This is a genomic window from Vibrio sp. L5-1 (genome assembly GCF_021728315.1).
Taxonomy (GTDB): domain Bacteria; phylum Pseudomonadota; class Gammaproteobacteria; order Enterobacterales; family Vibrionaceae; genus Vibrio; species Vibrio splendidus_K.
In genome coordinates this window covers 899,229-911,598 of sequence record NZ_JAKKCQ010000002.1, presented here as the reverse complement: position 1 = coordinate 911,598, position 12,370 = coordinate 899,229, and the positions used below count along the sequence as shown (strand labels likewise).

The 12,370-nt window shown below is 45.9% G+C and carries 13 protein-coding genes; all 13 read left to right on the top strand.

Translation table 11 applies throughout. The features are described 5' to 3' along the window. Positions 1 to 84 precede the first annotated feature (84 nt). The 13 genes from L3V35_RS10870 (at position 85) to L3V35_RS10810 (ending at position 12,365) form a co-directional block, all read left to right on the top strand. Positions 85 to 816 carry a protein phosphatase CheZ gene (locus tag L3V35_RS10870; RefSeq protein WP_017076811.1) on the top strand — a complete coding sequence of 244 codons (732 nt, stop codon included), beginning with the start codon at positions 85 to 87 and terminating at the stop codon, positions 814 to 816. Positions 817 to 825: 9 nt separating this feature from the next. Further along, the gene (locus L3V35_RS10865; RefSeq protein WP_054548162.1) at positions 826 to 3,006 is read left to right on the top strand and encodes a chemotaxis protein CheA; all 2,181 of its coding nucleotides are present in this window, start codon (positions 826 to 828) and stop codon (positions 3,004 to 3,006) included. Positions 3,007 to 3,019: 13 nt separating this feature from the next. Further along, the gene (locus L3V35_RS10860; RefSeq protein WP_237299653.1) at positions 3,020 to 4,141 is read left to right on the top strand and encodes a chemotaxis response regulator protein-glutamate methylesterase; all 1,122 of its coding nucleotides are present in this window, start codon (positions 3,020 to 3,022) and stop codon (positions 4,139 to 4,141) included. Positions 4,142 to 4,151: 10 nt separating this feature from the next. Further along, positions 4,152 to 4,934: a ParA family protein gene (locus L3V35_RS10855; protein ID WP_017076808.1), complete on the top strand. Its 783-nt coding sequence runs from the start codon at positions 4,152 to 4,154 to the stop codon at positions 4,932 to 4,934. Then, positions 4,921 to 6,132, top strand: a complete 1,212-nt coding sequence (locus L3V35_RS10850) for a chemotaxis protein CheW (protein WP_237299651.1) — start codon at positions 4,921 to 4,923, stop codon at positions 6,130 to 6,132. The genes L3V35_RS10855 and L3V35_RS10850 overlap by 14 nt, the downstream gene beginning before the upstream one ends. Positions 6,133 to 6,206: 74 nt before the next feature. Beyond that, positions 6,207 to 6,701: a chemotaxis protein CheW gene (locus L3V35_RS10845; RefSeq protein WP_004736225.1), complete on the top strand. Its 495-nt coding sequence runs from the start codon at positions 6,207 to 6,209 to the stop codon at positions 6,699 to 6,701. Then, positions 6,701 to 7,213, top strand: coding sequence for a DUF2802 domain-containing protein (locus L3V35_RS10840; protein ID WP_017090989.1), 513 nt, complete (start codon positions 6,701 to 6,703; stop codon positions 7,211 to 7,213). The genes L3V35_RS10845 and L3V35_RS10840 overlap by 1 nt, the downstream gene beginning before the upstream one ends. A gap of 278 nt (positions 7,214 to 7,491) precedes the next feature. Then, on the top strand, positions 7,492 to 8,109 hold the full coding sequence (ccmA, locus tag L3V35_RS10835) for a cytochrome c biogenesis heme-transporting ATPase CcmA (protein ID WP_012603450.1): 618 nt from the start codon (positions 7,492 to 7,494) through the stop codon (positions 8,107 to 8,109). Position 8,110: 1 nt separating this feature from the next. After that, entirely contained in the window at positions 8,111 to 8,779 is a 669-nt protein-coding gene (gene ccmB / locus L3V35_RS10830) for a heme exporter protein CcmB (protein ID WP_004736228.1), read from the top strand. A 178-nt stretch (positions 8,780 to 8,957) separates the two neighbouring features. Beyond that, entirely contained in the window at positions 8,958 to 9,698 is a 741-nt protein-coding gene (locus tag L3V35_RS10825; protein WP_054548164.1) for a heme ABC transporter permease, read from the top strand. Positions 9,699 to 9,712: 14 nt separating this feature from the next. Further along, positions 9,713 to 9,919, top strand: coding sequence for a heme exporter protein CcmD (gene ccmD, locus L3V35_RS10820; RefSeq protein ID WP_004736230.1), 207 nt, complete (start codon positions 9,713 to 9,715; stop codon positions 9,917 to 9,919). After that, complete coding sequence (gene ccmE, locus L3V35_RS10815) at positions 9,916 to 10,398, top strand: cytochrome c maturation protein CcmE (RefSeq protein WP_017076805.1); 483 nt, start codon at positions 9,916 to 9,918, stop codon at positions 10,396 to 10,398. The genes ccmD and ccmE overlap by 4 nt, the downstream gene beginning before the upstream one ends. Continuing rightward, positions 10,395 to 12,365: a heme lyase CcmF/NrfE family subunit gene (locus L3V35_RS10810; protein WP_237299650.1), complete on the top strand. Its 1,971-nt coding sequence runs from the start codon at positions 10,395 to 10,397 to the stop codon at positions 12,363 to 12,365. Before ccmE ends, L3V35_RS10810 begins: the two co-directional genes overlap by 4 nt. Positions 12,366 to 12,370: the final 5 nt, after the last annotated feature.

Below are 12,370 nucleotides of genomic sequence, written 5' to 3'. Positions count from 1 at the left end.
TCTAGGCAAACACTGACCGATAAGTTCTCTGTTTATCTCGATAGCCTAAGCGCACAAAGTATGCGGAGTAAGGCCGAACTCAGGATGATTTCATTAGAACAAGCAAAAAAATTAGTAGAGCTGCTTGAGAACGATGAGCAGCAAGATGCTGATTCTCTTGTTAGAAGCATTTATGAAGACAATTTTAGTCTTCAAGACAATCCAATGCTTCAAGAAATAGGAAGTTTGACTCGCGACCTCCATGACTCTTTGACTCAATTTAATTTCGATGAGCGCATCAGCGTTATCGCAAATGATGAAATCCCTGATGCAAGGGATCGCCTTCAGTATGTCATTGATAAAACGGAAGTTGCGGCAAATAAGACGATGGACGCTGTCGATCGTTGTATGCCAATTGCAGACAACCTACACGAGTGTTTACTTCAAGTAAGGCCTCAATGGAATGAACTGATGCATGGCCGCATTGAGCTGGCACAATTTAAAGCTTTATGTCACCGCATTGATGGATTGCTTGTCCAAGTAGAAGGCGATAGTACTGAACTACGTGGACAATTGACTGAAATCTTGATGGCTCAGGATTTCCAAGATTTAACTGGGCAGATAATTAGCAAAGTTATTACCTTGGTGAATGAGGTTGAAGGACGTTTGGTCGAGATTCTCACCGTATTCGGTGCGAATCAAACAGAGCCAACTCCAGAGTCAGAGAAGAAAGCATCTATCGCGCCTGAAGGTCCGATTCTGAACCCAGAAGAGCGTGAAGATGCTGTTGCATCTCAAGATGAAGTCGACGATTTGTTATCCAGTCTTGGATTTTAAAGGTAACGTATGAGCTACGATTTAGACGAAGATATTCTTCAGGACTTTTTAGTCGAAGCAGGAGAGATCCTTGAACTCCTATCAGAACAACTGGTAGAGCTTGAGAATAACCCTGACGACAAAGACCTATTAAATGCTATTTTCCGTGGTTTCCATACAGTAAAAGGTGGTGCTGGTTTCCTAGCATTGACTGAGCTGGTGGATACTTGTCATGGTGCTGAGAATGTGTTCGACATTCTACGAAACGGCCAGCGCAGCGTAACATCAGGTTTGATGGATACGATGCTGCAGGCTCTAGATACAGTTAATGTACAGTTTCAAGCCGTGCAAGATCAGGAACCTTTAGTGCCAGCTGATCAAGCTTTATTGGATGAACTTCACCGCCTCTGTAAACCACAGTCGACCGATGAAGCTGCTCCAGTAGAAGCCCCAGCACCAGTAATCGCTGAACCCGCTTTTGAAGCGCCTGCTGAACCGATCGTCGAAAGCGCAAGCATTAGTGCATCTTCAGTGGATGATATCTCTGAAGATGAGTTTGAGCGTCTGCTTGATGAGCTTCATGGTAAAGGTGGTTCACCAACAGCATCTTCTGTACCAACACCGCCGCCAGCTCCTGTTGCTCATCAGCCGGTTGCTGAGAACGGTGATATTACGGATGACGAATTCGAAAAGTTATTAGATGAACTGCATGGCGCGGGCAAGAGCCCGACGGCAGTAGGTTCAGCGCCTCCTCCTCCGCCAGCACCTTCTTCCGCACCCGTTTCGGCGATGTCTGAAGGTGATGACCTGATGAGCGACGAAGAGTTTGAGAAGCTACTAGACCAGTTACATGGTTCAGGTAATGGACCAACTATTGAAGAGTTAGATGCAGCAACTAAACCTGCTGCAGCGAAGCCTATTGCACCAGTGCCTGCTCCACAAGTAGCTCCTAAGCCTAAGCCATCTGCACCGGTCGCTGTTAAAGAAGCACCAGCGAAAGCTGAAGTTAAAGTACCAGCGAAGAAACAACAAGCCGACGCTACAGTTCGTGTCGACACGTCAACACTGGATACCATCATGAATATGGTGGGTGAGCTGGTGTTGGTTCGTAATCGACTTGTAAGCCTTGGCTTAAACAGTAACGATGAAGAGATGGCAAAAGCTGTCTCGAATTTAGATGTTGTTACCGCAGACCTCCAAGGTGCGGTAATGAAGACTCGTATGCAGCCGATCAAGAAAGTTTTTGGTCGTTTCCCACGAGTTGTCCGCGACCTTGCTCGTAGTTTGAAGAAAGACATTGTTCTTGAAATGCGCGGGGAAGAAACGGATCTTGATAAGAATTTAGTTGAAGCACTTGCCGATCCTCTGATTCACTTAGTGAGAAACTCTGTGGATCACGGTATTGAAATGCCTGAAGCCCGTATTGCGGCTGGCAAATCACAAACGGGTAAAGTGATTCTTTCCGCCTCGCAAGAAGGTGACCACATTGAACTGGCTATCGTTGATGATGGCGGCGGCATGGACCCTGATACGTTGCGTGCTATTGCGGTTAAACGTGGTCTGATGGACGAAGATGCCGCATCTCGTTTATCAAACAAAGAATGTTTCAATCTTATCTTTGCTCCTGGCTTCTCAAGTAAAGAAAAAATCTCGGATATCTCAGGTCGTGGTGTAGGCATGGACGTTGTGAAAACAGCGATCAACACACTGAATGGCTCGATTGATATCGATTCAGAGATGGGACAAGGCACCAAGATCACGATCAAGGTTCCATTGACGCTGGCGATTCTGCCAACCTTGATGGTCGGTGTTGCTGGTCATCCATTTGCATTGCCATTGGCTTCTGTAAACGAGATTTTCCACTTAGACCTCAGCCGCACTAACGTGGTTGATGGCCAGCTGACCATCATCGTTCGCGATAAGTCTATTCCGTTGTTCTACTTGCAAAACTGGCTAGCACCCAAAGCGGGTATTGTGGAATTGCGCAAAGGGCACGGACATGTTGTTATCGTACAGCTTGGTAGTCAACGTGTTGGTTTCGTTGTCGATACGCTTATTGGTCAAGAAGAAGTAGTCATCAAGCCACTTGATAAACTACTACAGGGCACGCCAGGAATGGCAGGCGCGACAATTACAAGTGATGGACACATTGCATTGATTCTAGATGTGCCGGACTTGTTGAAGCAGTACGCAGCTGCGTCAAGAATTTAATTTAAGGATAAATATGGCGATTAAAGTATTAGTCGTTGATGATTCGAGTTTTTTTCGTCGTCGCGTTAGCGAGATCATCAACTCAGAGGCTCGCCTAGAAGTCATTGATGTAGCAGTAAACGGTAAAGAAGCGGTTGAGAAAGCGAAACAGCTGAGACCTGACGTAATCACGATGGACATCGAAATGCCTGTCATGGACGGCATCACCGCCGTTCGTGAAATCATGGCTGCGTCGCCAACGCCTATTTTGATGTTTTCATCGCTAACGCATGATGGTGCGAGAGCAACGTTAGATGCGTTAGACGCTGGTGCGCTAGACTTCCTACCTAAGAAGTTTGAAGACATCGCGCGTAACCGTGATGATGCTGTCGCATTGCTTCAACAACGTGTGATTCAGATTGCAGCAAAGCGTGCGTTTATGCGCCGTGCTCCTATTGCGCCACGAGCTACAGCTACACCGGCAACAACTTCAACACCATTGCGCCAACCGATTTCAGCCGCAGCTTCAGCAGTGAAACCAGCGGTTGCATCAACGGCGAAATTCAGAGCTTCGGGTAAAAAGTATCAATTAACTGCAATTGGTACTTCTACTGGTGGCCCTGTTGCACTACAGAAAATTTTGACGCGCATCCCTGCACACTACCCACATCCGATTGTGTTAGTTCAGCATATGCCAGCAACGTTCACCGCCGCTTTTGCTAGCCGACTGAATACCTTATGCAAGATTGAGGTTCGCGAAGCACAAGACGGAGATGTGTTGAAACCTGGAGTGGCTTATCTTGCTCCTGGTGGTAAACAGATGATGGTTGACGGCCGTCCAGGATCTGCTCGCTTAAGAATTATCGATGGCGGCGACCGAATGAATTACAAACCTTGTGTGGATGTAACCTTCGGCTCTGCAGCGAAGATCTACGGTGACAAAGTCTTGTCTATGATACTGACCGGTATGGGCGCTGATGGTCGAGAAGGTTCGCGTATGTTAAAAACTGCGGGCTCGACAATCTGGGCGCAAGACGAAGATAGCTGTGTTGTATATGGTATGCCTCAAGCTGTAGCAAAAGCTGGCATTTCTACTGAAGACCTCCCTCTAGACCGCATTGCGGAAAGGATTTTGGTTGAAGTTGGGTTAGCTTAGGTAAATCGAAATGATTGTTTGGAGTGTTGCAAACCAAAAAGGTGGTGTTGGTAAAACGACCTCGACCGTGACCTTGGCAGGTTTACTTGCGTTGAAGGGGCACCGTGTTCTGTTGGTTGATACTGACCCGCATGCATCACTAACCACCTATCTGGGTTACGACTCAGATACGGTGGAATCGAGTCTGTTTGATCTATTTCAGTTGCGTGAGTTTAACGCGCCGACAGTAAGACCTTTGATTTTACAAACGGAAGTCGAAGGTATCGATATTATTCCCGCGCACATGTCTTTGGCAACATTAGACCGTGTGATGGGAAATCGAAGCGGTATGGGGTTGATCTTGAAGCGTGCTTTGGCCGCTTTGAAAGACGACTATGACTATGTGCTTATCGATTGTCCGCCGATTTTGGGCGTGATGATGGTCAACGCATTGGCTGCCAGTGACCGTATTTTGATTCCGGTACAGACTGAGTTTTTGGCAATGAAGGGCTTAGAGCGCATGATTCGCACTTTGGCTATCATGCAGAAGTCTCGCAAAACACCGTTTAAGGTGACGATTGTCCCTACGATGTACGACAAGCGAACTAAAGCATCACTGCAAACATTAACTCAGCTAAAAGAAGATTATCCAAATCAAGTTTGGACCTCCGCTGTGCCGATAGACACTAAGTTTCGAGATGCTAGCCTAAAGCGCTTACCAGCATCTCATTTTGCATCGGGTAGTCGTGGTGTATTTGCTTACAAACAGCTGCTTATTTATCTCGAAAGGCTGGCGATAAATGAGCGCGAATAAAGAATCAACAATGGCGCGATCAAGTTTATCAAGTGAACAAGCACTTGATGATTACTTTACTGCGCTGTTAGGTGATGAAATGCTGGATTCTGACGAATTTTTTGTTGACGAGACCAGCGATGAGTCATCATCTGCAGAGCCAGAGCCAGAGCCAGAGCCAGAGCCAGAGCCAGAGCCAGAGCCAGAGCCAGAGCCAGAGCCAGAGCCAGAGCCAGAGCCAGAGCCAGAGCCAGAGCCAGAGCCAGAGCCAGAGCCAGAGCCCAAATATTCGAGTTACTCGACCTATGCCGAGTTGCGAGAAGCTGAATTTGAAGTGCCCAATCTGGAAGACGTTCAAAAATTACTGAGCCGCTTAGAAGCGACGAACGTGGTTGATGAACTGAATCTTGATGAATTAATGGATCAGAACACGCAGAAAATCGCTCAGCAAGCAGACATGCAAATGTTTGATGCTGCGGTGGAATCCGTTCAGCTTTCTGTAGAGTCTGAGATTCAAGACTGGAACCTCCCAGAGTCAGATTCGTCAATGGTTGTTGATCGACCTGTTGAACGACCAATTGAGCAGCAAGCCGAGTCTCCAATAGCGGAAGAGTCACCAATAGCTGAAGAGTCGCACGTTGAAGCTCTGCAAGACGGAACTCACACTGAAGAGTCAGAAATTGAATCTATCAGTGAACCCGAGGTTGAGGTTGAGGTTGAAACTCAATCTGGCGGTATTGAACGGTTTACATCTTGGGAAACTACGGCTCGAACAGAAGATTTTCAGGTACTGTATTTTGATGTCAACGGGGTAACATTTGCTGTTCCTCTTGATGAGCTTGGTGGTATTCATCGCCTTGAAGAGCTAAGCCATTTGATTGGTAAGCCTGCTTGGTATTTAGGTTTGCAAACAAACCGAGAGAGTCAGTTAGATGTGGTCGACACCGCAAAGTGGGTGATGCCTGAGAAACTAACGAATGATGAATACAAAGAAAACTATCAATATATAGTGATGCTTGGCGAAAGCTTATGGGGGCTTGCGGGTACTGAACTTAAAGGTACCGAGCTTCTTAACACCGATAAAGTTCGTTGGCGAGAAATGGCAGGTAAACGCCCATGGCTCGCTGGTATGGTAAAAGAAAAAATGTGTGCTTTGATTCATGTTGAAGCATTGATCGCCATGCTAAACGCAGGGCTAGATGTAAAAGCATTAAGCTAGTAATAAGCATTAGGCTAACAATAAACGCATCAAGTTAATAATAGTGGTCGGTAACGACGGCAAGAGGATTAAATATGTCTCATATGAGTGAAATTGAAGTAAGAAAAGACCCAACCAATGATGAAGTACTTCAATGGGTGACATTCCAGCTAGAAGAAGAAACTTACGGCATTAATGTTATGCAGGTACGTGAAGTACTTCGCTACAGTGAAATTGCTCCAGTACCGGGTGCTCCAGATTACGTTCTAGGTATTATTAACCTGCGTGGTAACGTTGTTACTGTTATCGACACTCGTTCTCGCTTTGGTTTGATGCAAGGTGAAATCACAGACAACACTCGTATCATCGTTATTGAATCTGAGCGTCAAGTCATTGGCATTCTAGTAGACAGCGTTGCTGAAGTGGTTTACTTACGTTCTTCTGAAATCGACACAACTCCAAGTGTTGGTACTGACGAAAGTGCTAAGTTCATCCAAGGTGTTAGTAATCGTGATGGCAAGCTGCTTATCTTGGTAGATCTAAACAAACTATTAAGCGAAGACGAATGGGATGAGATGGCTCACCTGTAATGTTTGAAGCGCTTCCTTTAAGCCCTGTTGCTCTGATTGCCGGAGTCGGGGTTTTTACATTATTCATCGTGATTTTGATTAGCAAAGTAAAACGTGCGATTCAAAAGCAGCTCGATCAGTCACGCCTGCAAGTTCGTAACTTGGACAAAGAGCTTCAAAAATCGAGCAAGCAATTGCTTGAGGTTCGCTCTGTCGTGGTTGGCCTTGGTCAGAAAGTGACGGAACAGCAAGATCTAATCAAGCACTTGAATGAACGCATTGTAGAGCTGGAACATGTTGATACCGATGGGCGCTTGTACACGCGTGCAACGAAGATGGTTCAGCTTGGTGCAGGGATAAACGAACTGATCGAAGAGTGTGAATTACCTAAAGCTGAAGCTGAGCTGATGATGTCTCTGCAGAATAAGCTCGCGGGTAAGGAAAAAATCCCTTCGCTAAGAAGTAACCCTTCATCGTACGATGAACAACCAGATGCATCTCATAAGCGCAGAGACCCAACTCGACGTCGTTAAATTGAGCGCTCGCTGCGTGTTGAGTAATTGATGTTTATCGTGCACTCCTCTTAAAAGAAGCTTCGGCTTCTTTTTTTATGCCTGACAGCTCTATATAGAACGATGTTTATAAGTGCTTGTATCTAAGGCAGTATCTTGTTTGTTGATGAAAATGTGTAAATTGTGATGCGGTGGTAACAGTTTCTTACGGAGTTTGTTCTATCGAAAACGCCTAGTCCTGTTTTGTCACCATATTGGTGTGCTACTATAGCCCTTTCATTACTCGACTAAATTTACCTATGCTTGAAGTCTCAAATTTAACTGCTATTCGTGACGACAGGGTTCTATTTGAATCGTTGTCTTTTCAATTGAAACCCGGTGAGCTGGTTCAAGTTGAAGGTCGTAACGGTACTGGGAAAACGACACTCCTTAGGATTATCACCGGCTTAGGTGATCGTGATGAAGGTACTATCTCTTGGGATGGTGAGTCCATTGAAACGAGTCGAGATGTGTATCACCAAAATTTGCTTTTTCTGGGTCACCAAACTGGCGTAAAACGCGAGCTTAGTGCCTATGAGAACCTGAGCTTCTATCAATCGATTCACAGCAGTGGAACGAGTAAGGAAGAACTTTACAATGCATTGGCTCAAGTCGGCCTTGCTGGACGAGAAGACGTGCCTGCAGGTCAACTTTCGGCGGGTCAACAGCGCCGTGTAGCATTAGCTCGTCTGTGGCTAAGTAAGCAAATGTTGTGGATTCTAGATGAACCGCTGACTGCCATTGATAAGCAGGGCGTTAAAGTTCTTGAGTCTCTTTTTTCTCAGCATGCAGACAACGGTGGCATTGTGTTATTAACCACACACCAAGATATGTTTGCTGATAGCCCGAAACTAAGAAAAATAAAGTTGGGTGAGTAATATGATTTCTTCAATGACAACGATCATTCGACGTGAGCTGTTGATCGCATTTCGTCGCCAAGCCGATATCTTTAACCCTCTGTGGTTTTTTATCATTGTCATCACCCTTTTCCCATTGAGTATCGGCCCTGAGCCAAACCTACTTGCGCGTATCGCAGCGGGCATTGTTTGGGTTGCTGCTTTACTTTCTGCATTACTCTCTCTCGAACGATTATTCCGAGATGATTTCCAAGATGGCGCCCTTGAGCAGATGATGCTGATGCCCATCCCGTTGCAGTTGGTAGTATTGTCCAAGGTCATAGCGCACTGGTTATTGACAGGGTTACCATTAATATTGATCAGTCCGTTGTTAGCGGTACTGCTGTCCTTAGATTTCGATACTTGGTTATCGGTGGTCTTAACGTTATTGGTTGGTACGCCTGCATTAAGCTTTATTGGTGCGATTGGTGTCGCTTTAACGGTTGGATTACAAAAAGGCGGTGTGCTGTTAAGTCTGCTTATTTTGCCGTTGTATATCCCAATTCTTATATTTGCTACATCAGCGATTGATGCGGCAGCACTAGGCGTTGCGTATAACGGACAATTAGCTGTGTTAGGGGCTATGCTAATGGGCGCAATGACGCTCACCCCATTTGCCATAAGCGCAGCGCTGAGAGTGAGTGTTAACTAGTTAATTATCTGATTAAAACTAGTTAACTAAGCGTTCACTTCCACTTTGTTTGTTCAGAGTGAACTAATTGAAGCTTTTAAACTCATAGAGTCACTGAAAGAGACAGTAAGCCAAATAAATTATAATAATTATAGCTGTAATAGCTGTAAGCAATATGAAGTAAGAGTGAGATTACAACATGTGGAAATGGCTCCATCCCTATGCCAAAGCAGAAACCTCTTATCAGCTTGCTGGTAAACTTCTGCCATGGTTCTCTATCCTAGCGCTATTGTGTCTATCCGCCGGTACTGTGTGGGGGCTTGCATTTGCGCCTTCTGATTACCAACAGGGCGATAGCTTCCGTATCATCTATATCCATGTTCCGTCTGCAATTTGGTCGATGGGTGTATACATGTCGATGGCAATTGCGGCATTCATCGGCTTGGTATGGCAGGTGAGATTATCAGACATGGCTGCATTGGCTATGGCGCCTATTGGTGCTGTATTTACCTTCATAGCGCTGCTAACCGGTGCTGTTTGGGGTAAACCAATGTGGGGTGCTTGGTGGGTTTGGGATGCGCGTTTGACCTCAGAGCTGATTCTTCTATTCCTATACTTGGGTGTGATTGCACTACACCACGCGTTTGACGACCAAAAAACCGCAGCGAAAGCAGCAGGTATTTTGGCGATCGTTGGTGTCATCAACCTACCTATTATTCACTTTTCAGTAGAGTGGTGGAATACACTTCACCAAGGCGCGACGATTACTAAGTTCGATCAGCCTTCTATTTCAAGTGACATGCTATGGCCGCTTCTTCTCAACATCTTCGGCTTCGCCTTTTTCTTTGGTGCTGTGACTATGGTTCGTTTTAGAAACGAAATCATCAGTAAAGAAAGTCACCGTCCGTGGGTTCGTAAACTCGCGGCTGATAAAGCGTAGTAGGGTAGGTAATTATGTATTTTGAATCTCTGAGTGATTTCTTTGCCATGGGTGGCTACGCCTCATATGTATGGAGTGCATTTGGAATCACATTCCTCGCGATGATCATTTTACTGGTCTTAAGCGTTCGTCGTGGTAAGCAATTACTAAATGAAGTACAAGCTAAGATTGATCGTCAAGCTCGTATCGATGCAGCAAAAAATATGGAGAACACTCTATGAACCCAAGACGTAAAAAGAGGCTGGGCATTGTCTTAGCGATCTTTTTTGGTATCAGTGCAACTGTTGGATTAATGGTTTATGCGCTTAACCAGAACATGGATCTGTTCTACACGCCAACTGAGCTTGTTAACGGCAAAGACGGCAAAAAACCTGAGGTAGGTCAACGTCTGCGTATTGGTGGCATGGTTGTAGTCGGTTCTGTAAGCCGTGACAACGAATCACTACGTGTAAGCTTTGACTTGAAAGATGTTGGTCCTAAAGTAACGATTTTATACGATGGCATTCTTCCTGATCTTTTCCGTGAAGGGCAAGGTATTGTTGCTCAAGGCGTTCTGAAAGATGCGACAACAATTGAAGCTTTCGAAGTCTTAGCGAAACACGATGAAGAGTACATGCCTTCTGAAGTTGCTGAAGCAATGAAGAAAACCCATGAGCCAATGCAGTACTCGACAGAACAAAAAGAAGGAAGTGCTCAATGATAGCCGAGATCGGCCACTTTGCCATGATCCTGTCCTTAGGGCTGGGATTGCTATTGAGTGTGCTCCCGCTGTATGGGGCAGCTCGAAATAACACATTATTAATGAATAGTGCACGACCGCTATCATGGGGTATGTTCGGATTCCTAGCGATTTCGTTTTTTATCTTGTGCTACGCGTTCTACACCAATGATTTTACGGTTCAATACGTAGCAAGTAACTCGAATAGCCAACTTCCTTGGTACTACCGAATCACAGCGGTTTGGGGTGCTCATGAAGGTTCATTACTGCTTTGGGTTCTTATCCAAGCGGGTTGGACGGTTGCAGTAGCGACGTTTAGCCGTGGTATGCCTCAAGAGTCTGTGGCTCGCGTACTGGCTATCATGGGCTTGATTACTGTCGGCTTCTTGCTGTTCATTATCGTAACGTCTAACCCGTTCTTACGTACACTGCCTTACTTTCCTGTCGATGGCCGTGACTTGAATCCATTACTGCAAGACCCAGGTTTGATTATTCACCCGCCTATGCTTTACATGGGTTATGTAGGTTTCTCGGTTGCGTTCTCTTTCGCTATTGCTTCTCTAATGAGCGGTCGTCTAGATACGGCTTGGGCTCGTTGGTCTCGTCCTTGGACAATCGCTGCTTGGTTATTCCTAACGGTAGGTATCGCACTTGGTTCATGGTGGGCTTACTACGAACTTGGCTGGGGTGGCTGGTGGTTCTGGGATCCAGTAGAAAACGCTTCATTCATGCCTTGGTTGGCTGGTACAGCGCTGATGCACTCGCTTGCGGTAACAGAAAAGCGTGGCACATTTAAAGCCTGGACAGTATTGCTGGCTATCTCTGCATTCTCTTTAAGCTTACTAGGTACATTCTTAGTTCGTTCGGGCATCTTGGTATCGGTTCACGCATTCGCGTCAGATCCTGCTCGTGGTATGTTTATTCTAGGTTTCCTAGTGTTCGTTATCGGTGGTTCACTGCTGTTGTTTGCTGTTAAAGGCGCATCGGTTCGTGTCCGTGGTAACTTTGATTTGGTTTCTCGTGAAAACGCACTACTCGGCAACAATATCTTATTGATTGCTGCGTTAGTGGTTGTGCTAGTGGGTACGTTGTTACCACTTGTTCATAAGCAATTAGGGCTGGGCTCGGTTTCAATCGGTGCACCATTCTTTGATATGTTGTTCTTCTGGTTAATGATCCCGTTCTCGTTCTTACTTGGTATCGGTCCTCTGATCCGTTGGAAACGTGACAACCTATCTAAGCTCGTTAAACCTATGCTGATCTCGGGTGCATTCTCATTGGGCTTAAGTGTGCTAATGGTGACGATGCTGGCTGACCGTTTCAGCGGCACAGCTTTTGCTGGTTGGGTAATGGCGTTTTGGATCATCTTCATGCATGGCTTTGAGCTTCATGAGCGTGCGACACACCGTCATACATTCCTGAAAGGCCTGACTAAACTACCTCGTAGCCACTGGGCGATGATGTGTGGTCACATAGGCTTGGCTGTGACAGTGATTGGTATCGCGATGGTGCAAAACTACAGCATCGAACGTGATGTGCGTTTAGCGCCAGGCGAAAGCTACCAACTTGAAGAATACAGCTTCCTGTTTACAGGGGTTCGTGACAAAGATGGCCCTAACTACGATGGTTACATCGCTGACTTTGAAATTACCAAAGAAGGCAAATACATCAACACGCTTCACGCTGAAAAACGTTTCTACACCACAGCTAAGTCTATGATGACTGAAGCTGCGATTGATCGTGGCGTAACGCGCGACCTTTATATCGCAATGGGTGAGCGTTTAGACGACAACAAATCTTGGGCTGTACGTATTTACTACAAACCATTTGTACGTTGGATCTGGGCGGGTTCTTTGATCATGTCGATTGGTGGTGTGATTGCTATCAGTGACCGTCGTTACCGTTTCCGTAAGCCAACGAAAAAGTCGGCTCAAGAGCAGGAGGCTTAATTCGA